General features: G+C 67.9%; 7 protein-coding genes. 3 read left to right on the top strand and 4 right to left on the bottom strand.

Translation table 11 applies throughout. The features are described from left to right. Positions 1–26: 26 nt before the first annotated feature. From ABD974_RS01755 to ABD974_RS01740, 4 genes are read right to left on the bottom strand one after another with little or no spacing between them, the layout of a single operon-like run. Positions 27–2,075 (bottom strand): class I tRNA ligase family protein, encoded by a 2,049-nt coding sequence (locus ABD974_RS01755; protein WP_345301543.1) that lies wholly within the window; start codon positions 2,073–2,075, stop codon positions 27–29. Positions 2,076–2,125: 50 nt separating this feature from the next. After that, positions 2,126–3,202 (bottom strand): NAD(P)/FAD-dependent oxidoreductase, encoded by a 1,077-nt coding sequence (locus ABD974_RS01750; protein WP_345301542.1) that lies wholly within the window; start codon positions 3,200–3,202, stop codon positions 2,126–2,128. After that, positions 3,199–3,555: a cupin domain-containing protein gene (locus tag ABD974_RS01745; RefSeq protein ID WP_345301541.1), complete on the bottom strand. Its 357-nt coding sequence runs from the start codon at positions 3,553–3,555 to the stop codon at positions 3,199–3,201. Before ABD974_RS01745 ends, ABD974_RS01750 begins: the two co-directional genes overlap by 4 nt. Next, entirely contained in the window at positions 3,552–4,856 is a 1,305-nt protein-coding gene (locus tag ABD974_RS01740; protein WP_345301540.1) for a lysine N(6)-hydroxylase/L-ornithine N(5)-oxygenase family protein, read from the bottom strand. The genes ABD974_RS01745 and ABD974_RS01740 overlap by 4 nt, the downstream gene beginning before the upstream one ends. Before the next feature lie 411 nt (positions 4,857–5,267). Between ABD974_RS01740 and ABD974_RS01735 the strand changes: the two genes are divergently transcribed. The 3 genes from ABD974_RS01735 to ABD974_RS01725 all read left to right on the top strand — a co-directional run bounded on the left by ABD974_RS01735 (position 5,268) and on the right by ABD974_RS01725 (position 25,140). Then, positions 5,268–7,160, top strand: a complete 1,893-nt coding sequence (locus ABD974_RS01735) for a non-ribosomal peptide synthetase (protein ID WP_345301539.1) — start codon at positions 5,268–5,270, stop codon at positions 7,158–7,160. 75 nt (positions 7,161–7,235) lie between these two features. Continuing rightward, the gene (locus ABD974_RS01730; protein WP_345301538.1) at positions 7,236–10,157 is read left to right on the top strand and encodes a beta-ketoacyl synthase N-terminal-like domain-containing protein; all 2,922 of its coding nucleotides are present in this window, start codon (positions 7,236–7,238) and stop codon (positions 10,155–10,157) included. 118 nt (positions 10,158–10,275) lie between these two features. Further along, positions 10,276–25,140 carry a non-ribosomal peptide synthetase/type I polyketide synthase gene (locus tag ABD974_RS01725; protein WP_345301537.1) on the top strand — a complete coding sequence of 4,955 codons (14,865 nt, stop codon included), beginning with the start codon at positions 10,276–10,278 and terminating at the stop codon, positions 25,138–25,140. The last annotated feature ends 18 nt before the right edge of the window (positions 25,141–25,158 follow it).

Here is a 25,158-nt window from a genome sequence, read left to right as displayed (position 1 = left end):
CCGGTTCTCGCGTGTGCGATGCGATCTCAGGCCGCGCGCGGAGGCAGCGCGTCCGGAATCGCGGCGAAACGCTCGCGTCCCAGATCGCCGATCGCGCGACCTTCGGGGAAGAGGGTCGTGGCGTCGCGCCAGGCCTGCTGCTGCAGGATGTCGGCGCAGCCGAGGTCCGCGAGCAGCGCTTCGGCAAAGTCGGGCATGATCGGTGCGACGAGCACGGCGAGCGCCTTCGCGGCGGTCAGCTGCAGCACGATGCCGGTGCGAAGATCGGCCTCGCGTTGCGGCAGACCGTGCCAGTGCGCATCGGCGTCCAGGGCCTGACTCGCGATCCGGACCAGTTCGCACAACGCGCGGGTGACCGCGCGAGGCGAGAAGGTCGGCGCTTCGTAGGCCACGGCGACTTCATTGGCGAGGCGTCCGAGTCTCGCCTGCAGTTCGACCTGACGGACGTTCCACAGGCCCGGCTTCGGCGCGCGTCCCGCGTGATCGCGGGCAACCGCTTCGGCCACGCGCTGCAGCCACGAGTGCCAATGGCCTTGCAGTTCGGCGCGTACGAACGCGACCAGCTCGGCGTAGGTGAAATTGGTCTGACTGCATTCCGGGCCGCTGTAAGCCAGATAGAACCTGGCGACATCGCGCGGCACGCTGGCAAGCAGTTCCTGGCCCCAGATGGCGTGATTGCGGCTGGTGGAGAATTTCAGTCCATCGAGGCGGTAGAACTCGTTGGTGACGAAGGTGCGTGGAGGCAGGATCCCGGCGTCGTAGGCGTGGAACAGCGCCGGGAACAGCACCGCGTGGAAATAGCCGTTGTCGAAGCCGAAGAACTGGACGATCGACACGTCCGGGTTCTTCCAGACGGACGCCCAGTCCCTGCCGTGGTTCTGCATCAGTTCCTGGGTGGCGGCGAGATAACCGCCAGCCATTTCGAACCACACGTAGATGCGGTGATCCTCGTATCCGGGGACCGGCACCGGCACGCCCCAGTCGGAGCGGTGGCTGATCGCGATTTCCGGCAGACCGTCGGCGAGCATCTTTTCGCAGAGGCTGGTCAGATGCGGGCCCATGTCGACGTTCGACCAATAGCGCTTGAGGAAATCCGCGTGCGGCGCCAAGGGAAAGTACAGGCGCGGGTAGCGGCGGATTTCGGCGGCGTTTCCGCATCGATTGCAGCGGACATCGCGCAGGTCGGCGCAATCGTTGGGGCGACCGCAGACTTCGCAGGCGTTGCCGCCCGATCCTGCGTCGCAGTGCGGACATCCGCCGGAGACGTAGGCCTCGAACACGAAGGTGTCGCAGCAGGTGCAGAAGGGCGCCGGGGTATCGCGGACCACGATGTGGCCCTGTTCGAACAGACGCTCGAACATGTCCTGCACCAGCGCGTCGTGGTGTTTGGACTGGCGGGGCTGTCCGATGTGATCGGGATGGATTCCCGCGGCCTCCCAGGTCGCGGCCATCGCGCGACCGAACCGGTCGGCGGTCTCGACCGAGGTCGAGCCGATCCGTTCCGCCTTCAGCGCGACATAGCTCTGGTTGTCGTCGATGCCGGTCAGATAGTGGGTCTCGACGCCGCGCAGGCGCAGATAACGCGTGTGGATGTCCGCGGCGAGATAGGGGCCGGAGAGATGTCCGACGTGCAGATCGCCGTTGGGCGTCGGCGGCGTTGCGGTGACCAGCACGTAGCCGCGAGTGGACGCGGTGTCGCCGGCGTCGGTCTCCGACGTTCCGGCCGTCATCGCGACATCGGTCGCGGCTTCGCTCCACCAGAACTTCAGGACGCGCAGCATCTCGGTGGCCGAGGTGTTGACGATGTGGTGGCCACGCAGCGGCGGCACATGCACGCTGTCATCGGCGCGCAGTGCATGTGTGACGCCATCGACGACGATTCGGCCTTCGCCCGAGACGACGACGAACAGTTCGTGGTCGTCGTGACGATGGCGATGGCTGGTCTCGCCGGGTGCGATCAGGCCCCAGGCCATGTGCACGTCCCGACCGGGGGAGGCCTCGCCGGGAAAGACGATCTGACTCGATGCGCCGTTGGACGGTACGAGACGTTCGGCATCGAAACGCTGCAGAAGCATGAGGGAGCCTGTTCGCGGATGGGGAAGAGGGATATGGACGCCCGGGTGCTTCAGGCGTCCGCGGCGCAGGCCAGATCCAGCGCGCGTCGCGCGATGGCCGGAGCGAGGCGGAAACCGAAGCCCGAGCAGGCGCCGGCGACGCTGGCGCGCTGCATTCCGGGCAATGGCGCGATCACCGGCAGCCGGCTCTGGGTGTACGCGTCGCAGAACACGCGTCCGTTGGTGCACATGTCGACCAGCTTGCTGGAGTACTTCGCAAGGATGCCGCGCGCGCGTTCGCGGTCGTCGGGCGCGATCGTCAGCGCGTCGATCGTCGGGATGCAGTCCCAGTGCGTGGACGGGAAGCTGAAGATCCAGTGCCCGCGATGCACGACCGGCAAAAGATAGGAATCGTCGTCGAGAAAGAACAGGATCGGCGACTCGAGGGTCGGCGTCATCTCGATATGCATCGCCACGATCTTCTTGATCCGGACATCGTGCGCGCGCATCGCTTCCATTCCCGGCCCATCAAGCATCCAGGGGCCGGTGGCGATCACCAGTCGACGGCTGCGGAACTCGCGCCCGTCCGCGGCCGAAAGCAGATGATCCTCGTCTTCGGAACGGATCGACTCGACCTTCGTGCCTTCGACGACGCGAATCCGCTCGTTCTGGCGCAGGCGGCGAACGATGGCGTTGCACACGCCGCCGGGATCGCCGTATCCGCCACGACAGCCGGTGATCGCGATGCGATCGTCCCCGATCTCCAGGTCGGTGTAGGTATCGGTGAGCCGGCGCAGTTCGTCCGCGTCCGCGCGGTGCGCGCCGGGTTTGGTGAACCGGGACAGCATCAACGCGCTGTTCTCTGCGCGGGTGATGCCGTACAGCGGCAGATCGAAGAAAGGCGCCTCGGGAATGTCGCGCTTCAGCCGGGTATACAGCTCCAGGCTTTCGCTGGCGAGGATCTTCTGTTCCGGCGACCAGCCGAAGGGATGATCGAGGCCGCCGGAATAATGGCTGACGCCGCCGCCGACGAGCGATCGATCGATGAGCAGCACCCGCCAGTCGGGGTGGCGTTGATGCGCCTGATACGCGACCTGCGCGCCGACGATGCCGGCGCCGACGATCGCGATGTCGAACGCCTGGTTCAAGGCTGCCACCAGATCGAGAAGACCATCATCGGCGTCGCGCCCGTGTTGTGCAGGGAATGCGACTCGAAGGGGGCGAAATGCACGACCTGTCCGGCCGCGAGCGCGACCACACGCCCGTCGTAATCCAGTTCGCCCGCGCCTTCGGCGACCATCCAGATCTCGGCGACCGCATGTCGGTCGACCGGCGTGCGCGCGCCGGGTTCGACGCTGAAGCGCGATCCGGAAAAGCCGGGGCGCTCGGCCAATGCCGCGAGCATGAATTCGTTGACGACGCTGCCGTGGCCCATGGCTTCGGCGGGATGGAATCGCAGGTAGGGCGGGTCCTGCGGGACGCCATCGGTGTGCGAACTCATGCGTGTTCGATCTCGGCGATCCTTGCCGCGGTATGCGCATGCCAATCGAACACGCTGCTCATGTGATCGATATCGTAGACGGTCCTGCCGGCGATGCTGTTGGCGATCTTGCCGCCGCGCCAGGCCATCACGCTGAGGTTGGGCTCGGCGATGCCGTGGGTATGACGCGCGGCGTTCTGGACGTAGAACTGCAGATGATCCGGACCGTCCCATTCCAGCGAAAAGTCCGGGCGCACGGCGAACATGCCGGCGCCGCGATCGATGCGCGACGCGAGCGGCGAGAGACAGGCGGGCAGCGAATATTCCCAGCCGGTGCACAGTATCACCGCATCGACTTCCAGCTTCTGCAGGCCCTGGCCGTGCAGGTTGGACATGGTCTGCGTCGTAAGCACGTAGGATTCGCGATCCGCGCCTCGCTCCATCCCGGTCAGGGTCGTGCCCGGCAGAAGGTTGCACGGGCGCTTGCGGCCGTGCAGGAATTCAAGTTCGTACATCCTGCGATAAAGCGAAAGCAGCAGCGCGGGTGAAATGCCGTTGCCCGCGAGATACTGTTCCTCCAGCAGGCGCGAACGTTCCTGCGCCGGCAGCGTGTAGAAGTGCTCGCAGTACGCCGGCGTGAAGAATTCGTTGGTGAACGCCGATTCGTCGAGCGGGAGGTAGTTAGAACGGCGCGAGATCCAATGCAGCTCGTGCGGCATGGCGTCGGCATCGAGCATCAGCTGGCTGATGATTTCGGCGCTGGTCTGTCCCCCGCCGATCACCGCGATGCGCTTGCCGCGCGGATCGAATCGCATGTGCAGGTAATTCGAGGCATGGAACACGTTCGGGCCGAGGAACACTTCCGCACAGGCCGGAATGAACGGGGTCAGGCCGGTGCCGAGCACGACTCTGCGCGTCCGATATTCGCCGCGGCTGGTTTCGATCTTCAGCGTCTCGCCGTCGAGCGAAATCGCTTCGACCTTGGTGTCGAAGCGGATGCTGGGCAGGGATTCGCTCACCCAGCGGAAGTACTGGTTGAATTCGCGCCTGGACGCGCGCGGGAAGTCCGCGTAGATGAATCGATACAGGCGCTTGGTCTTCGCCAGGAAGGCGATGAAGGAGAACGGGCTGGTCGGATCGGCCAAGGTGACCAGATCCTTCATGTGAGACACTTGCAGCGTCGAATCGTCGAACAGCAGGCCATCGTGCCAGCGGAAGTCCGGTTTCGAATCGGCGAAGACCTGACGGAGTTCCTGCAGAGGATGCAGCAGTGCGGCGACGCTGAGGTTGAAGGGGCCGATGCCGACGCCAAATACGTCCAACGTAGACGTGTCCTTGTCATTCATTCAAAGAATCTCATTTGAATTTTGGTTCCGATCCATCGCGAAATCGCAGCGCGGGTTCGGTTTGCGTCATTGCAGTCGGCCTTGGCGGCGCCTCGGCAGGTGGGCGATTATCCGTCCTTTGGGTCGAAAGTCAAGGCGCTGCATCGAGGAGTCGCGGTGCGATATTGCATGTACATTCGCGGCTGATTCGTGCGCGTTGTCATCATGACGAAACAATGATGCTCGCCGACATCTTCGTCGATCCTGAGCGAGTTTGATTTATAAAACGCGACGGGTCACAATGCCTCGGAGTCATCGCCGACCGTTGATGCTGAAAGGGTCCGTGAGCCGTTTCCGCGCCGAAGGATGGCGTTTCTGGTGAGCAACGAAATTGTTCAAGGACGATCCATGGGCGTAATCAGCTCCGTATCCGATTTTCTTGACGCCCATGGCTTCGACGAATCCCCGGCGCTCCTCGCGCCCGATACGGCACCCTGCTCATACGCATCCCTGGTTCGCGCAGTCGATCGCGTCGGCGCGGTGCTCGCCGACCTCGGATACGGCCGTGGCGATCGGATCGCATTCGCGCTCGATTCCTCCGCGGATACCGCGATCGTTCTGCTCGGCATCGCCGCCCATGCGACCGCCGCACCCCTGAATCCGCTGTATCGCAGCGCGGAATTCGAATTCTATCTGTCCGATCTCGACGTCGCGGCGATCGTTCTGCCGGAAGGCGAGGGCGATGAGGCGCGCATCGCCGCGGCCGCGCTGGGGGTCGAGGTGATCGATCTCGTGCGCGATCCGCGCGGCGCGATCGGGGGATTCAGTCTTCGCGCGTCGACCCCCGCGCTCGATTCCGGCGCCAGACGCGTTCCCGTTCCCGAGCGTGCGCGACCGGAAGACATCGCGCTCGTCCTGCATACCTCCGGCACGACCGCGAAACCGAAGATCGTGCCCCTGACGCATGCCGCGATCTGCATCACCAGCGCGAACATCGCGCGGACGCTGCATCTGGCCCCCGGCGATCGTTGCCTCAACGTAATGCCGCTTTTCCATGTGCACGGCATTCTCAACGTGCTCTGGTCGTCGTTGTTGTCGGGCGCGGCGATCTGCTGTCTCCCGGCCTTCGATCCGCATCGGTTCTGGCGTTGGTACGACGCGATCCGGCCCAGTTGGTATTCGGCGGTTCCGACCATCCACCAGACGGTGCTGATGCACCGTTCCGGGTCGGCGCTCGCCGCATCGCGCGGCAATCAATCGCTCCGCTTCGTGCGTTCCTCCTCGGCGCCCTTGGCGCCCGCGGTCTTCGAAGAACTGGAGAGCGTCTTCGGCGTGCCGGTGATCGAGTCGTACGGCATGAGCGAGGTCGATCAGATCGCGAGCAATCCGCTCCCGCCCGCACGACGCAAGCCGGGTTCGGTCGGCCTGCCCGGTGGGCCTGAAGTCGCGGTGATGGACGATCGCGGCGAGCGACTGCCCGCAGGTCATGTCGGCGAAGTCTGCGTTCGCGGCGCGAATGTGCTGACGCGCTACGAAGCGAGCGATGAGGTGAACGCCGACAGCTTCCGCGATGGCTTCTTCCGTACCGGCGATCTGGGGTACTTCGATGCGGACGGCTATCTGTACCTGGTCGGCAGGCTCAAGGAAATCATCAATCGCGGCGGCGAGAAGATCGCGCCGCGAGAAATCGACGATGTCGCGTTGACGCATCCGGCGGTGGCCGAGGCGGCGGCGTTCGCGTTGCCGCATCCGCAACTGGGCGAGGAGCCGGCGCTCGCGGTCGTCCTGCGCACGGGCGCCGACGCCTCGCCGCTGGATATCCGCGTGCACATTTCGCACAGATTGGCCGAGTTCAAGATTCCACGTGTCGTGTTTTTCCTCGATCGGCTTCCGAAAGGACCGACCGGAAAACTCAAGCGCAACGAACTCGGACGGCAGTGTTCGGTGTCCTTGCCGGCGACGGCCGCCACGAAGTCTTCCGGGCCCGATGCCGGCGCGAGCGGCTCCGGCGCGCCGAATTCCGTGCATGCGCTCGAACAGGCCCTGATCCCGCTGTGGGAAGAGGTGCTGGGCGTGAAGCCGATCGCGGTCGACGACGATTTTCTCGCGATCGGCGGCACTTCCCTGCTCGCGACGCAGTTGTTCGCGAAGATCGAACGCCACTTCGGGCGGCATCTGCCGATCGAGGCCGTGCTCGGATCGTCGACCATCGCCGAGCTCGCGGCAGCGCTCGATGCCGATGGCTGGAACGCGCCGGTCGTCGCCTTGACGCAGGCTCGCGAATCGTTCGCCGACGCCTGACCGCGTCGGCCACACCACTCGTTCGCGCCGTGCGCAGCCCCGTGCGCGCGGCCGGTCTTACGGAAACAGAGGGATATGAGCGTTTTTTCCAATCGTGGTGCATCCGATGTGCGTGCCGAAACGGTGGCCGTGGTGTCCATGTCCGGGCGATATCCCGGCGCGGAACAAACGGCGGATGGCCTGTGGGATCTGCTGAAAGCGGGCCAGAGCCGGGTCGGCCGCGTACCGCGCGATCGCTGGGATGTGGAGGCCGCGCTCGGACCGGATACGGTGGACGCCTGTCGTCACGGTTCGTTCCTCGCCGATGTCGCGGGATTCGATCCCGACTTTTTCGGCATGAGCCGGGAAGCGGCCGCGCTGCTCGATCCGCAGGTGCGCCTGTTTCTCGAGGTCGCCTGGGAAGCGCTCGAAATCGCGGGTTACGCGGGGGATCGGCAGGTCGGGCGCCGCGCGGGCGTCTGGGTCGGTTACGGACACGATCACTATCGCGATCTGGCGGCCTCCGCTGGGCAGCGCATTCCCGGCTTCCCGGCTTCGATCGGTCTCGCTGGAAAATTCTCCGGCTTCGCCGACTGGCGGGGGCCGAGCGTGGTGGTCAATGCGCTGTGCGCATCGTCGCTGGTGGCCCTGCATCAGGCGGTCGCGAGCCTGCGCGCGCGCGAGTGCGACATGGCGCTGGTCGGCGGCGTCAGCGCCGCGCTCAGCCCGGACTACTACCGCGAGATGAACGCGCTCGGCGTGCTCTCTCCGACCGGCGAGTCCAAGCCCTTCGATGCCGGCGCCAACGGTTTCGTGCCGGGCGAGGGCGTCGGTGCGGTCGTCCTCAAGCGCTTCGACGATGCGCGCCGCGATGGCGACGACGTGATCGCGGTGATTCGCGGAACCGCCGTGAACCACGGCGGGCAGTCCAGCAGGCTGTTCGCGATGAATCTCGATTCGCAAGTGGCGCTGCTGGGCGATCTGTTCGAACGCAGCGGCATCCCGGCCGATTCGATCGGTTATGTCGAAGCGCATGCGGTCGGAACGCGACTCGGCGATGCGGTCGAGGCGGCCGCGCTGTCCAGGGTGTTCGCATCCGCCGCCCGTCCGCCGGGCTATTGCGTCGTCGGGTCGCTGAAATCGGTGCTCGGCCACATGGAGGCCGCCTCCGGGATCGCCGCGCTGCAGAAGGCCCTGCTCAGTCTGCAGCGTCGCGAATTGTTGCCGACGACCGGTGTCGCCAGACCCAATTCGGCGCTGAAACCCGGCGTGTCGCCGCTGCGCCTGCTCGACGCGGCGGTCGAATGGCCGGCGGGCGAATGCGCGCGGAGGGCCTGCGTCATGTCGATGAGCATGCATGGCGTCAATGCCGCCGTCGTGCTCGAAGAAGCGCCAGCGCCGCCGCCGAAAATGCTCGATTCGCGCGAAAGTCCCGTGCATGCGCTGTTGCTGTCGGCGGCCGGGCCGGAGGCGCTCGCGGCGCTCGCCGTGCGCTACCGCGAAGCCCTGGCCGCGAACCGGTCATCGCTCGGCGATGTGTGCTTCACCGCGGCCGTCGGTCGCGCCGAATTGCCCTATCGCGCGTTCGCGGCCGGAGATTCGGTGGAGGCGGTTCGCGAAGCGCTGTGGAACCTGGCGGTTAGCGGCGCGGTTCCGGCCAGTCAGGCGAAATTCGCGCTGCACTACCGCGCGATCGCCGAAGCGGATGTGCCCGGGCAGGCGAAGATCGCGCGCGAACAGACGCCGGCATTGAAGCGCGAACTCGCCGCGCGCGGCATGGATCGCGAACTGCAGGGCCTGGAAGCGCTCGAAACCGGTGCGGACGATCCGCTGTCGTTGCGGCTGGCGATCGTCGCGCGCGACGTCGCGCGCGCGACGTTCTGGCGCGCCCTGGGCGTGGTGCCCGAGTGCGTGTCCGGTCGCGGCGTCGGCGCGATCAGCGCCGCCTGCGTCGCGGGGCGGCTGCCGCTGGATCGGGTCGCCGCCGCGATCGAGGCGATCGTCGGCGGCCGTGCGATCGATCTGCCCATCGATCTGCAGGTTCCAGGCGAAGCGTCGACGGCACCGGCGTCCTCCGGCGATGGCGAGGGACGTCGCCCCACGCTGTTGTCCGCGGTCACGGGTCAAGCGGTCGCGCACCTGGGCGACCGCGACTGGACCGGAATGCACGAGGCCGGCGCCGAGCGGAGCGATGGCGCGCGCGCCGGCGATGCCGCGCTGCTCGAACGGCTCGCGGCGCAAGGCGTGACGATCATGCTGAACGCGACTGCACGCGGCGTGTTGCCCGCGAAGACCGCACTCAGCGGGCTTTCTCTGATCGAAGAGGGCAACGATGCCATGGGGCGGCGCGCGCTCGGCGCGCTGTGGTCGATGGGCGTCGCGGTGCGTTGGCGCGAAGTCTATCGCGGCGGACGCCACGGACGCGTGCGGTTGCCGACGTATCCGTTCCAGCGCGCACGCCATTGGTTCAGGACCGATGGCGCGGCCGCCGAATCGATATCGGCGCCTGCTCGGACGCAGACGATCCCGAAGGTCGCTGCGGCGAATGCGGCGCCGGAACCGCCCCGACCCGCATCTGCGGCGGCCGTCGTGCACGAAAGCGCAGCGGTCGCGGCCACGCCGCGCGAACGCATCGCCATGCTGCTGGGCGATTGCATCGGCGAAGTCCGCCGCGAATGCGCCGGACTGGCCCACGATCGCAATCTGCTCGAAGCGGGGCTCGATTCCGCCGACCTGACCGCGACGACCCAGCTCGTCTCGCAAAAACTCGGGGTCGAGTTGTCGACGATCTTCCTGTTCGAGCATTCGTCGATCCATCGGGCAACGACGTTCCTGCTGGAGGCCTTCCCGACGCAGTGCGCGTCGTCGACCCACGTCGCGGTCGCCCAGGTCGTGTCTGCGGCGCCCGAATCGGCGGTCCCCGCGCCCGCCCATTCCTCCGGAGACGCCATGCACGCGATGTTGATGCGCATGGAAGCGCGCATCCGCGCATTGGAAGAGGGTAGCGCCGTGAATTAGTCGCGAGACGCTCGCGCACGGATCTCCGGTTTCCGGTCTTTTCGTTCCCCCCCTTCCGTCAGCCCTGCCGTCGCCCATGTCGCCGCGGCCGCCAAGCGATCTCTGGAGTTCCACCTAGATGCAGCGAAACATCGACGATTCCCAGCGCAATGCCCACCGGGACGCAGCGGCGACGCCCGCGGCCGGTGAGGGTGGCGCGGTGCGCATGGATCCCGCCTGCCGCAACCAGGAGCGCTTCTGGTGGATCGAGATGGTGGGTCGCAACGTGCCGGTCTACAACTGTCCGATGGGTTTGCGGATCCGTGGCGAACTCGACGCCGAGACGTTGCGCGTCGCGGCGGATCTGCTGGCCGACAGACACCCCATGCTGCGCGCATCGGTGGACATGATCGACGGCGTCCTGCAGCAGGCGGTGATGCCGCCGGGTGCGCTGCGCCAGACGCTGCGCCTGGTCGATCTGTCGGAATACCCGGCGGATCGCCGCGAGAGCGCGCTGGGCGATCTGATTCGCCACGATCTCGCCAGTTTCTTCGATTTGTCGCGGGCGCCGCTGTGGCGCCTGACCTTGTTCCGGCTCGGGCCGGCGGAACATCATCTCCATCTCAATATCCACCACGTCATCCACGATGCCTGGAGCATCGGCGTGCTGTTCCGCGATCTCTCGCAGATCTACGTCGCCCTCGATCGCGGCGAAATCCCCGATCTGCCGGTCCTGTCCGCGGGGAGCGCGCAGCCCGAGCCCTTGTCCGCGCCCCAGCGCGAAGCTTCGGAAGCCTATTGGATCGAAAAAATGCGCGGTCGCCTGCCGACGCTGGAATTGCCGCAGGACCGTGCGCGCGGCCGCGAGGCGACGTTCGCCGGCGGCAACTGGCAATGGCGGATCGCGCCGCCGTTGCTCGAATCGTTCAAGCGCGGCGCCACCGAACGCGGAGCGACCCTGTACATGGGGATCCTCGCTGCGTATTCGGTCTTTCTGCACAAACTCTCCGGCCAGACCGATCTGATCGTCGGCACCATGTTCTCGGGACGGCGGACGCCGGCCGAGTGGCCGCAGATCGGTTGTTTCTCGAATACGGTCGCGCTGCGGCTGGCGGTCGATCCGGACGCCGATCACGAAGCGCTGCTGGCGCACGTGCGCGGTGAAGTGCTGGCCGCGCACGTGCACCAGTACTACCCGCTCCAGGATTTGGTCAAGGCGGTCTCGCCGGAACGCGAAGTCGGCCGCAGCGTGCTGTTCTCGACCCTGCTCATCTTCCAGAACACGATGGGCGACTTCGAGCGTCTGTTCCCCGGGCTCGAAGTCACCGCCGATTACGAAGAGCAGTATCGCTCCGCGGCGGAGTGCGATCTGTTCCTGCAGGTTCGCGAGCGCGACGGCGGTCTGCAGCTGAATCTGGAATACAACGCCGAATTGTTCGAGCGCGAGACCGTGGCCCGTTTCGCCGATGTGTTCGACGCGGTGGTCGAAGCGATGGCGCGGGACTGGCGTTCGCCGGTCCGCGCGGGCGATGCCTTGCCCGCAACGCAGAAGACCTTGCTGCTGGAGACCTGGAACGACACCGCGGTCGCGCTTCCGCTGGAGCGCAACATCGTGCAGCGTTTCGCCGCACAGGTGGCGCAGCGCCCCGATGCCGTGGCCCTGGCGTTCGAAGGCCGCGAATGGCGGTATGCCGAGCTGGATGCGCATGCGCGCGCGATCGCTTCCGCGATCGTCGCCGCGGGTTTCGGGCCGGGCGATATCGTCGGCGTCCATCACCGGCGCAACCCCGGCCTGGTCGCGTCGCTGCTCGGCGCGATGATGGCCGGTTGCGCTTATCTGCCGCTGGATCCGAAACATCCGGAGTCCCGCGTCGGGCTGATGATCGGCGAGGCGCGCTGCCGCCTGATCGTCGCCGAGCGCGCCTGCGAGTCCAGGATCCGCGACATCGCGCCCGAGGCGCGCCTGCTGCTCTCCGATGCCCTCGGGAACAGCGGGCCGGCGGTCGCGCTTCCAGACCCGGCGACGTTCGCGCCGGAGAGTCTCGCCTATGTGATCTTCACCTCCGGTTCGACCGGCGTTCCCAAAGGCGCCGCGATCGAGCATCGCAGCCTCGCGAACCTGCTGTCGTGGGCGGAAGGCCTGCTCGGCCACGATCGCCTGGCGCAGGTGATGGCGACCAGCTCGGTCTGCTTCGACTCCTCGGTGTTCGAGATTTTCACGCCGCTGTCGATCGGCGGGACGGTGTCGCTGATGGAGAGCGCCCTGCACATCGCGAGCGTTCGCGCATCGGATGTGCTGCTGTCCTGCGCGCCGAGCGTCGCGTCGGGCCTGTTGCAGTCGGGCAGCATCCCCGACACGGTTCGGACGGTGGTGCTGGCCGGCGAACCGGTGGCGGAGTCGCTGGTGCGCAAGCTGTATGCGCTCCCGGGCGTCGATGCGGTCTTCAATTTCTACGGGCTCAGCGAGTGCGCGGTCTATTCGACCTGGGCCCTGCTCGACCCGGACGGCCCGCTGCCTCCGCCCATCGGCGTACCGATCGCCAACACGACGATCTACGTGCTCGATGCCGACCGCAAACCGGTGCCGATCGGCGCGATGGGCGAGATCTACATCGGTGGCGTCGGCATCGGTCGCGAATATCTCAATCGTCCCGATCTGACCGCGGAGCGCTTCATTCCTTCGCCGTTCCGCGCCGACGACAGGCTCTGCAGAACCGGCGATCTCGGACGGTACGGCGCCGACGGCAGACTGATCTGCCTCGGCCGCATCGATCACCAGGTGAAGATCCGCGGCTATCGCATCGAATTGGGCGATGTCGAGGAGGCCATCTGCCGGCATCCCGATGTCCGGTCCTCGATCGTGGTGGCGATCGACGTCCCCGGTACCGGTCGTTGTCTCGTCGGCTACTACGTCGCCGGGACCGATGCGCCGACCGTCGATGCTCTGCGCAAGCATCTGTACGGCATGCTTCCGGACTACATGGTGCCGTCGTATCTCGTACCGCTGGCTGCGATTCCGCTGAACAGCAGCGGCAAGGTCGACCGCGGCGCGCTGCCGCCGCCGGTCGTCGAGTCCTCGACGCCGGGCGCCGGAATCGCGGCCCCGCCGACCGTGGCCGATGCCGCGCGCCTGCCGACGCCGGTCGTGTCGCCGCCGGCCGTGCCGCCGTCGCCCACGGACGACCTCCGATCCAGAGTCGAACGAACCCTGCACCGGATCTGGGCGCAGGCGCTGCAGCGCGAACAGGTCGATGCCGACGCGAAACTCTTCGAGATCGGCGGCCATTCCCTGCTGCTGCCGCTGCTTCGCCGCGAGATCAAGACGCATCTGGACGTCGATCTGCCGCTGACCCAGTTCTTCGTCAGTCCGACGATCCGCGACATGGCCGATGTGCTGACCACGGCGCTGGCCGACAGGCCGGCGTCGTCGGAAGCGGTCGCCGGCGAGGCACCGCGGAATGAGACGCCGGATTCGGGGATCGCGATCATCGGATTCGCCTGCCGTGTCCCCGGCGCGTCGACGCCGGAAGCGCTCTGGCGGAATCTTTGCGAAGGCATCGGTGCGATTTCCGAAGTGCCCGCCACGCGCTGGAACTGGCGCGCCGGCGAAGGCGCGGAGAACGACGGCCGGGGTTGGCCGCATGCGCGCTGGGGCGGTTGGATCGATGGCGTCCACGAATTCGAGCCCGAGTTCTTCCGGCTCTCGGCGCGCGAAGCGCGCTGGATGGATCCGCAGCAGCGCCTGCTGCTGGAAACGGCGTGGGAAGCCTGCGAACGCGCCGGTTATCGTGCGAACGAATTCGGCGACGGCCGGGTCGGCCTCTATGTCGGCGCGTCCGCGCAGGACTACATGCGCACGCTCGAACACGCGGGCGTTCTCGGCGACACCTATGCCGGTTCGGGCAATGCCCTGTCCCTGCTGTCGAATCGCCTGTCCTATCTGTTCGGATATTCCGGTCCCAGCGTCACCATCGACACCGCCTGTTCGTCGTCGCTGGTGGCTTTGCATCTGGCCCGCCAGGCGCTGCTGAACGGCGAGATCGACGCGGCCCTGGTCGCCGGCACCAGCCTGATGCTGGAGCCGGAGAACATGACCATCTGGGGCGAGAGCGGCATGCTGTCCGCGGACGGGCGCTGCCTGCCATTCGATGCGGGCGCCAACGGATTCGTGGCCGGCGAAGGCGTGATCGCGATGACGATCAAGCCGCTGGAGGCCGCGCGACGCGACGGCGACCAGATCTGGGCCATCCTGCGCGGCAGCGCGGTCAATCACGACGGCAGCGCGAAAGTCGGCCTGACCGCACCGAATCCGAAAGCGCAGCGCGATGTGGTGCGCGCGTCGTTGCGCAGCGCCGGCGTCCATGCCGGCGACATTTCGCTGGTCGAAGCGCACGGAACCGGAACGGTGCTGGGCGATCCGGTCGAAGTGCAGGGGCTGACCGAGGCGTTCGCGGTCGATACCGATCGTCGCGGCTTCTGCGCGCTGACGTCGATGAAGGGGGCCATCGGCCATCTCGGGCCGGCCGCGGGCCTGGCCTCGGTGCTGAAGGTCGCGCTGGCGTTGCACCATCGCCGGATACCGGCGAATTCCCATCTGGAGCGCCCGAACCCCGAGCTGAGGATCGAGGATTCGCCTTTCCATCTCAATCCGCAGGCGCGTCCCTGGCCGAGCGATGTCGCCCGTCCGCTCGCCGGCGTGAGTTCGTTCGGATTCGGCGGCGTCAATGCGCATGTCGTGATCGAGGCGGCGGATGCCCCGACCGACCCCGCGCGGGACGACGGGTCCGACGGTCCGCAGTTGTTCACGCTGTCGGCGCGTACGCCGTCGGCGCTGCGCGCGTACGTCGATGCCTTTTGCGCACTGTTGGCGCAGGGCACGCCGGCGTCGATGGCGGACGTGTGCTTCACCGTCAATCGCGGGCGACAGTCCTGGCCGCGGCGTCTGGCGGTCGTGGCCGATCGCAAGGAAACGCTGCTGTGCCTGCTGGGCGATTGGCTCGCGGGCGCGCGCGCCTCCGGCGTCGATGCCGCCGTGTTCTGCGAGGACGCGCCGGGCGATCGCTCGCTCGTCGATATGCTGGATTCCTCCGCGCGCGATGGCGTGGGAGCCCTGTGCGGCGGTGCGGTCGCCGATCGCATCTTCGGCTCGCGCCGTGTCGATACCGCGTCGAGCGAGACGGTCGCCGCCATCGCATCGCGCCGCGAATGCCTGCGCGCGCTCGCTTCGCTGTACGTTCAGGGCGTCGAAATCCACTGGTCGAAGTGGTATGCCTCGGCGAACCGCCGCCGGGTGCTGCTGCCGACCTATCCCTTCGAGCGTCGCGATTGTTCCGTTCCTCGCGTGGCCGCGAGCGGACGGCCTCCGGCGCCGGCGCGCGCGCAGGTCGCCGCGGCGAGCGTGCCCGCATCGCCGGACGCCTGGATGCGGCGCATCGATTGGGCCGAATGCGAGCGCATGCCGGATTCCGCCGTGAGGATGCGCCGTCCTGCGGTCTGGCTGGTGTTCGCCGATGACGATCGATCCGTGCGGGGTCTGGCCGATGCGGCGCGCACCGAAGGGACGCGCTTCGTGCTGGTGACCCGCGGCGCCGCCTGGGCGCGGGTCGCTTCCGATCATTTCCGCCTGGATCCCTGCGCGGCCCGCGATTACGACCAGTTGTTCGAAACCCTCGAACGCGAGGGGATCCGGCCGACCGATGTCGTGCAGGCGTGGCATGGCCGACCCTCGGCGATGGCCGAGGATGCGTCCGGACTCGATTCGACGCTCGACGCCGAAGACGATGGCGGCGCACGTCCTCTGCTGCTGCTCTGCCAGGGCATCCTGCGCCACTGGCCGCAGCACGATCTCAATCTGCGCCTGGTCACGCGCGGCGCGATGTATTCGCAGGCGCGCCTCGGTGACGTCGCGCCTGCACAGGCGATCGCCTGGGGACTGGCGCGCACGATCGCGCGCGAGTGCCACCGCCTGCGCATGCAGGCGATCGATCTGGATCGCTTCCGCACCGACGATGCGGCGATCACGGCGCTGGCGCGCGAATTGCGCGCGCCGGTGCGGGAGAGCGAGATCGCCCTGCACGGCGGTCGTCGTCTCGTACCCTCGATCCGCCCCGTCGATGGGGCGGAGATCGCAGCCGTCCCGCCGTTGCGCGAGGGCGGGGTGTATCTGATCGCCGGGGGCGTCGGCGGCATCGGGCGCGTGCTCGCCCGCTTCCTGGGCCAACGATACCGCGCGCGCGTGGTGCTGGTGTCGCGTCGCGCCAGCGACGGCTTCGATCCGGGATCCGAAGACGGCGAGGCCATCCGTCGTGTCGGCGGCACGATCGATTGCATCGATGCGGACATCGCCGATCTCCGGCAATGCCGCGATGCGGTCGAACGGATCGTGGCTCGGCACGGCGCGCTTCACGGCGTGTTCCATCTCGCCGGTGTGCTCGATCGCACGCGCGTCGCCGACTACGACTGGGGCGCGTTCGAGAACGTCCTGCGGGCGAAGACCCGCGGCGCGTCGAATCTGGATCTCGCGACGCGGCATCTGCGGCTCGACTGCATGGTGTTGTTCTCGTCGCTGGCGGGTCTCGCCGGCAATGTCTTCCAGGCCGGCTATTCCGCGGCGAATCGGTTCCTCGATGCATTCGCGTTCTGGCGTACGCGGCAGGGACGTCCGACGATGAGCATCGACTGGGGCGGTTGGTCGGGGGTCGGCATGGGCCTGACCCTGGCCGGCGGCGCGGCTGCGGGGACGGATGCGGCGGATTCGATGATCGCGCCGGACCGGGGCATGGCCCTGCTCGAACGAGCGATGCGCAGCGATCTGGTCCAGATCGCGATCGCGGCGCCGGAGCAGCTCGACGCGCTGTTGCCGGTCGCGCCGCTTCCGGGCGCGGCCGCGAGCGCGAGCGCGAGCGGTCACGATGCGGCGCTGTCGTTCCTGCGACGCACGCTGGCCGATGTGCTGGAAGTCCAGGAAGCCTCGCTCGACGGGCAGACGCCGTTCCTCGACCTCGGCGTCGATTCGATCAATTCCGCCTGGCTGGTCGCGGCGATCGATGCCGCCACCGGCACCCGCCAACGGCGGACGCTGTTCTTCGAATATCCGACGCTCGACAAGCTGGCGACTGCGCTTTCGGGGCTGACGTTCCGGTCCCCGCAAGACGCCGCGCCGCACGCTTCGTCCGGGGAACGGCCGGCGCAACCGCGCATCGCGGCCGACGCCACGATCGCCGCGCCTCTCCGTCCTGCCGTTCGTGCGGCCGCATCCGCGCCGGGCACCGCGAGCGTCGGCGAGGTCAGGACTCGCGATGTCGATGCGGACGGAGATGCGATCGCCATCGTCGGCGTCGCCGGGCGATTCCCGCGCGCCCCGAATCTGGAGGCGCTGTGGTCGTTGCTGCGCGACGGCCGCGATGTCATCGGTCCCGCGCCCTTGCAGCGCTGGTCGGACGCCGCGACCAGGGACCGCCTGTCCGCGATGCGCGGCGGCTTCTTCGAGGACATCGACGGTTTCGACGCGAAGTCGTTCAACATTTCGCCTGTCGAAGCCGAGTCCATGGACCCGCAACAGCGGATGCTGCTGGAAGAAGTCTGGTGCGCGCTGGAAAACGCCGCCATCGCTCCGGGCGATCTGGTCGGCAGCGACACCGGCGTGTTCGTCGGCGCGAGCGCGTCGCCGGTCGCCGATCGCGATGCCGAACCGGCATTGGGTCCGCATACGCTGGTGGGCTCGAGCGTGGCGATCCTCGCGAATCGCCTGTCGTACTTCCTCGATCTGAACGGCCCGAGCGTCACCGTCGACACCCTGTGCTCCTCCTCGCTCGCGGCCGTGCACATGGCGGTGCAAAGCCTGCTGCGCGGCGAGTGCGGATTGGCGATCGTCGGCGGCGTTCGCGTCGGCATGCCCGCGCGGTACTACGAAGCGGCCTGGCGAATCGGCGCGCTGTCGACCACCGGCGTGTGCCGCGCATTCGGTCGAGACGCCGACGGCATGGTGCCGGGCGAAGGTCTGGGCGTCGTCGTGCTGAAGCCCCTGTCGCGGGCCCGCGCCGACGGCGATCACATCCACGCGGTGATTCGCGGCAGCGCGATGAACCACGGTGGACGCAGCAGCGGCCTGGCCGCGCCCAACCCGCAGGCGCAGTCGCGCGTGGTGCGTGCCGCGCTCGATCGCGCCGGCATCGATGCCGGCACGATCAGCCTGATCGAAGCGCACGGCACCGGCACCGAACTCGGTGACCCGATCGAATTCGATGGCCTGTGCAAGGCGTTCCAACAGGACGCGCCTTCGCGCCAGTCCTGTGCGATCGGATCGATCAAGACCAACCTGGGCCATCTCGAACCGGCCGCCGGCATCGCCGGTCTGCTCAAGCTCGTGCTGGCGTTGAAGCATCGGCAGATTCCGCCCACCCTCAACGCCGAACAGACGAATCCGAACATCGATTTCGGCGCGTCGCCGTTCCGTCTCAATCGCGAACTGACGCCCTGGGACAGCCCGGCGGGCGTGCCCCGACGCGCGGGCGTGAGCGCCTTCGGCATCGGGGGCGTGAATGTCCATGTCGTGATCGAAGAGCATGCGGAAGGCGGCGACGCGCGGGATACCGCCGACATCGATGCCGACATCGACGCCGGTCGCGGCGCAGGGCCCGGCACGCACGGCGCCGCGTCCGCGGATCGCCGCGACCGATTGATCGTGCTCTCCGCGCGCTCCGAGGACGGGTTGTCCGTGCTGGCGCGCGAACTGCGCGACACGCTCGTCGCCGAGCGGCGCTTCGGGATTGACGATATCGCCCATACCCTGGCGCGCGGACGCGTGCACTGGCCGCATCGTCGGGCCTTCGTGTGTGCCGATCGCGGCCAGCTGGTCGATGTTCTCGCCAGGATCGGTTCCGGCGAATCGGTGCGCGGCGTCGCGCGCGGTCACGCGCCGCGCAATCGTGTGCCGAAAATCGCCTTCCTGTTCCCCGGCCAGTCCTCGGAACTGTACCGGGCCGGCGACGATCTGTTCCGGTCCGAGCCGGTGTTCCGCGAGTGCATGCATCGCTGCGATGCTCACCTCCGTCTGCGTTTCGGCATTTCGGTGGTGGATGCCCTGTATTCGGACGCTGCCGATCGTCCGGCGCTGACCGAAGCGCGTCATGCGCAGCCGGCCCTGTTCGCATTGGCGTATTCGACCGCGAAATGGTGGCAGTCGCTCGGCATCGCGCCCACGGCGGTGCTCGGGCACAGCCTCGGCGAATTCGTCGCAGCGACGATCGCCGGCGCCCTGACGCTCGACGATGCGCTCGATCTCGTCGCGAGCCGTGCGGTCGCGATGCAGACGCTGAGCCCGCAAGGCGGCATGATCGCCGTCGGTGCGGAGGCACGGGCCCTGCGTGAGGCGCTCGATGCCCTCGACGACGGATTCGCCGACGCGCTGGAAATCGCGGTCTACAACGCGCCGTCGAACACCGTGCTGTCGGGGCCGCTCGATGCCCTGCAGGCGGCCACCCGCCGCTTCGAGGACCTCGGCTGGAGCGTCCATCCGCTTTCCGTCACCCACGCCTTCCATTCGCGCGCGATGGTGCCGGCGCTGGACCGTCTCCCGGCGGTGGATGCGGGCGTGCCACGGATCGCCTACGCCTCGAGTCTCCACGGCGCGATGCTCGATCCGGAGGCGACGCTCGACCGCGATTACTGGCGAGCGCACATGCGCGAACCGGTTCGTTATTTCGAAGCGCTGCGCGCGTTGATCGCGGAAGGCTACGACTGCTTCTTCGAGTTCGGCGCCGCCGACGTGCTGAGCAGGCTCGGGCCGCAGATCGCCGACGATCCGGCGATCGCGTGGTGCCCCGCGCTCAAGCGCGGTCGAGCCGCACGCGATCTGCTGCTGGACGCCGCCGCGGCGATGTTCGTCCGTGGTGCCGATCGCATCGTGCGCGATGCGGTGCCCGGCGACGCGGGTTGCCGCATTCCCCTGCCGGGCTCGCCTTTCGAGCGCCGCCAATTCTCACGGCCCATCACGATACCGGCGTCGCCGGTCATCGGGGAGCACTCTACGACCATGCACATCGATCCCTCCGCAGCCTCCCACCATGCCGCTCCCGCGCGTCGCGAGCGTTCGCGCGTCGAGCGACTGACCGACGCGCTGATCCTGATTTTCGCGGAAGCCCTGCACGCCGCGCCCGATGAACTCGATGCCAACCTGGCGCTGCTCGAGTTGGGGGCGGATTCTCTCGCGCTGGGCAACGTCACCCGCGTGCTGCGCCAGCGTTACGGCGTGCGCATCGCGACGCGCCAGCTGTTCATGGAAATGACCAGCATCGCCGACGTCGCGCGGGTGCTCGATCGCGAACTTCCGCCGGACTTCGCTCTGGACGATGGTGCCGAGCCTCTCCGCGAAGCCCCGATCCACGCCGGCGTTCCGGCGATGGCCGCTCCGATGTCGGCGCACGCGCAGACCGTGATCGCCCAGACCGTCATCGCTCATGACGCGCCCGCATCGGTTGCACCCGCGGCGCGGGCGCCGGGCGTGCCCGGCGCCGCCGCGGCGATGACATCGATCGAGGAAGCGGCTTCGCGGCCCTATATCCCGTTCCAGCCGTTCAAACCCTCCAGCGCCGATCAGCCGGCCGCCCAGGTCGCGGATACCGAGTATCTGCGGGGATTCGTCGACGCCTTCACGGCGAAGACGCGCCGATCGAAAGAATACGCGGCGCAGTATCGCCCGGTCCTGGCCGACAGCCGCGCCACCACCGGTTTCCGCCTTGCGGTGAAGGAAATGCTGTATCCGGTCGTCGGTCAGCGCTCGCGCGGCGCGCGGGTCTGGGATCTCGACGGCAACGAATACGTCGACATCACCATGGGTTACGGCGTGCATCTGTTCGGCCACGGCGCTCCGTTCCTGCAGGAAGCGATCGCGCGGCAGCTCGAACACGGCGTGCAGGTCGGTCCGCAGTCCGAACACGCGGGCCAGGCGGCCGCGTTGTTGTGCGAGATCACCGGCAACGAACGGGTCGCCTTCTGCAATTCGGGTACCGAAGCGAACATGCTCGCGATCCGCCTGGCGCGCAACGCCACCGGACGGCCGAAAATCGCGATCTTCGAAGGTTGTTATCACGGGTTCTACGACGCCACGCTGATCGTGGCCGGGCGTCGCGCCGACGGCGGCCTGAGCGCGTCGCCCATGGCGCCGGGGCTGCCGCGCGCGGTCGCCGACGATGTCATCGTCCTGCCCTATGGCGCCGACGAGGCGCTGGACATCGTCCGCGCCCACGCGCACGAACTCGCCGGCATCCTGGTCGAGCCTGTGCAAAGCCGCCGTCCTTCGGTGCAACCGGTCGACTTCCTGCACAAGCTGCGCGCCCTGACCAGCGAGGCGGGCATCGCGCTGATCTTCGACGAAGTCATCACCGGTTTCCGCGTGCATCCGGGCGGCGCGCAGGCGGCGTTCGGCATCCGCGCCGACATGGCGGTATACGGCAAGGTGGTCGGCGGCGGCATGCCCATCGGCGCGGTCGGCGGCAAAGCCTGGCTGCTCGATGGCGTGGATGGCGGCACCTGGCGCTACGGCGACGCGACCTATCCGGAAGCCGATCAGACCTTCTTCGCGACCACGTTCGGCAAGCATCCGCTGGTGATGGCGACGACCCTCGCCGCACTGCGCGAAATCAAGCGGTGCGGGCCGGAGCTGCACGCGCAGCTGACCCGCACGACCGACGCCTTCGTCGCGAAAGCGAATGCGCTGTTCGAACGCCATGGCGTCAATATCCGCGCGCAGAACTTCTCGTCGCAGTTCCGCTTCATTTCGCCGGGCAACATCGATATTTTCTATTACCACCTTTCGATGCACGGCGTGTTCGTCTGGGAAGGACGCAACTTCTTCCTGTCCACGGCGCATACCCAGGAGGATATCGATACGATTCTCGCCGCGGTGGAGCGCAGTCTTTCGGAACTGGTCCCCCATGGCCTGTTGCCGGTCGTCCGCACCGCTGCCGCCGCCATTCCGGGGCCCGTCGGCGCGACGCCCGCGGCCCCCGTCGTCGCGAGGAAAGCGCTGGAAACGCGCGAGTTCCCGCTGTCCGACGCCCAGCGCGAAATCCTGGTTTCGACCCGGCTCGGCGGCACGCACTCGGCGTCCTACAACGAACCGCTGGCGATCGTGCTCAAGGGCGCCCTCGATCCGATGGCGCTGCGCGATGCGTTCCAGACCCTGGTCGATCGCCACGACGTGCTCCGCTCGTCCGTCGACGCCGATCTGCGGACGCAACGCAGCGGCGATCTCCTGGTCGATGTGCCGTTCGTCGACCTCGCCGCATGTCCGCGCGAGATGTTGGCGGCGACCCTGTCCGGACAGCTGCATGCCGCGGCCGCGCAGCCGTTCGATTTCTCGAGCGGGCCGATGATCCGCGCGCAGCTCTGGCGCTGCGCCGCCACCCATCACGTCCTGCTGCTGACCGTGCATCACTCCGCGGCCGATGCCACCAGCTTCAACGTGCTGCTGGGCGAGCTGTGCGCGTTGTACGCGCGTTCGGCGGGCATGTCGCGGCCGGCGCTCGCGCCGGCGATGCAGTACGAATCGATGGTCGAGACCTGGGCTTCGCCGGTGCGCCTTCGCGACCGCGAGGACGCGGCCGGATATTGGATGGCCCAGTACGCCGATGCGGTGCCGGTGGTGCGATTGCCGCGCGATCGCAACCCCGGCTCCGCCGCCTCCGATCGCGGTGCCCGGCAACGGATCGCCATGAGCGGCCATCTTGCGCGCGCGGTGACGCGCAGGGCGAACGAGATGGGCGCCACCCCGTTCGTCGTGCTGTTCGCGGCGTTCAACGCCTGGTTGCATCGCTTGACCGATCAGGACGATCTGGTGGTCGGCGTTCCGGCGTCGCTGCATCCGGGAGAAGCGACCGGTCTGGTGGGGCACTGCATCAATCTGGTGCCGGTGCGCATGCGCGCCGCCGCCGGGCTTTCCCTGCGCGATCTCGTCGAGAGCGCGAGGGAACGCATCCTCGACGCCTACGACCACGCGGAATATCCGTTCGCGGATCTGGTCCGTCGTCTCGATCTGGGGAAGGAGGCGCGCCGGTCGCCCCTGGTCCAGGTCCAATTCAACATGGACCCTGCCGCCGAGGCGCCCGCGTTCGCGGATCTGAAGATGGATCTGGTGAGCCTGAACGAACCGATGACCCCGCTGGACCTGAGCGACCTCGGCGCGGGCGAGATCGAATTCGATTCGGGAATCGCCAAGTTCGATCTGTCGATCAATCTGCAATTGGGCGACGACCATCTGCGCGCGGTGCTCGAATACCGCACCGACCAGTTCGACGACGCCACGATCGCCGCGTGGTCCGAATCGCTGCAGATCATGCTCGAAGACATGATCGACATGCCGGAGGCGCCGATCTCCTCGCACCGCCTCGTCGGTCCGCAGCAGCGGCGGCGCCTCAGGGGGCCGCAGCCTGTGGCGCTCGCCGATCCCGCGCAGCCCGCGCTGCTCCACGCCAGGCTGCGTGCACAGGCCGAGCGCACGCCCCGCGCCATCGCGATCACCGACGGCGCCGGCAGCATCGCCTACGCGGACCTGGCGCAGCGCGCATTCCGCATCGCGCATCGACTCCGTGCATCCGGCGTGGGCGAGGGCGAGGTCGTCGGCGTCTGCGCCAGCTCCGACATCGATCGCGTGGCGGTCGCGTGGGCCGCGCTGGAGATCGGTGCCGCCTACGCATGGCTGGCGCCCGAAGCCATCGGCGAATCCGCCAAGGCGCTGCGCGTCCTCGTCGTCCGCGACGACGTGTCCGCTTCCACCGCCATCGATGCCGGTGCGCTCGACGTCATCGATCTGGATCGCGAGGCGGATTCCATCGCCGCGCTGCCGGCGACCTCGCCGGCGGCGATGCCGGACGACCCGGAGCGCGCGGCGGTGTCGCTGCCGGGCGGCGGCACGGGTCGCGTGCGACTCTCGCATCGCAGCCTCTGCGGCGCCGTCGATGCGGTTCGCGACGATGTCGATCTCGACGGTTCCGATACCTGCGCGGTCCTGTGCGCTCCCGCTTCCGATCCGATGTCCGAACGCCACTGGATGTTCTGGAACGCGCTCACGCGCGGCGCGCACCTGATCGCACCGCCGGCTTCGGTCCTGTCTTCGGCCTCGGCGGCGTATGCCTGGCTGTGCTCGCAGGAGATCTCCGCAGTCTGTTTCTCGCCGGCGATGTTCTCGCAGGTGGCGACCATCGTGCTGGCCTCGCGCCGATCCGCGCTGCGTCTGGCGATCGTGCTCGGCGCCTGCGAATCGTCGGCGGCGAAGGCGTGGATCTCGCGCTTCGGCGAGAACGATCCCAAGGTCGTCGCGCTCCATGGTCCGGTCGAAGCCGGATGGACGTCGCTGCGTCGCGTGCTGCAGGCGCGCGACGCCGAGAACGACGGCGCTTGCCTGATCGGCGCGCCGCTGGCGGATACCGAAGCCTTCGTCCTCGATGCCGGCGGGCGTCTGTTGCCGACCGGCGTCGTCGGTGAGCTGCATCTCGCCAGTCTTCGTCCGTTCGCCGAACACGGCGTTGGCCCCGTGCACCCGTTCGCGCCCGGCGTGATCCTGTCGCCCACTGGATTGCGCGCACGCCGCCGCGCCGACGGTCGCCTCGAATCGGTCGACGCCATGGCCGCGCACGCGATGGCCGCGGACGCGGCGACGGCGGACGCGGGAATCGCCGGCGATGCCGCTGCCGATGCCGTCGCGTCCGCGGCTGCGTCCGGCGCGGAGAAGGGCGCTGCGCCCACGACCGAAACCGAACGTCTGGTCGCCGCGGTCTGGTCGCAGATCCTGTTGACCGAGGTCGTCTCGGTGGACGACGACTTCTTCGCGCTGGGCGGCGATTCGCTGCTCGCGATCCGCGTGGTTTCGCTGTTGTCGAAACAGCATGGCGTGAACGCCAACGTGCACGATCTGTTCGACACCTCGACCCTCGGCGAATTCGCGATGCTGATCGATGCCGCCGACGGTCGCCTGCGACCGATGGCCGCAGGCGTCGAAGTGCTCTGAATCCGGGTCGAGTGAACC

Source organism: Lysobacter hankyongensis (assembly GCF_039543145.1).
GTDB classification, from domain to species: Bacteria; Pseudomonadota; Gammaproteobacteria; order Xanthomonadales; family Xanthomonadaceae; genus Lysobacter_I; species Lysobacter_I hankyongensis.
The sequence above is the reverse complement of the archived record's forward strand: the minus strand, read 5'-3'. Positions and strand labels throughout refer to the sequence as shown.

Coding starts and splice junctions, on each gene's coding strand:
- ABD974_RS01755 (WP_345301543.1), bottom strand. CDS start 2,075: ATGCTTCTGCAGCGTTTCGATGCCGAACGTCTCGTACCGTCCAACGGC.
- ABD974_RS01745 (WP_345301541.1), bottom strand. CDS start 3,555: ATGAGTTCGCACACCGATGGCGTCCCGCAGGACCCGCCCTACCTGCGA.
- ABD974_RS01735 (WP_345301539.1), top strand. CDS start 5,268: ATGGGCGTAATCAGCTCCGTATCCGATTTTCTTGACGCCCATGGCTTC.
- ABD974_RS01730 (WP_345301538.1), top strand. CDS start 7,236: ATGAGCGTTTTTTCCAATCGTGGTGCATCCGATGTGCGTGCCGAAACG.
- ABD974_RS01725 (WP_345301537.1), top strand. CDS start 10,276: ATGCAGCGAAACATCGACGATTCCCAGCGCAATGCCCACCGGGACGCA.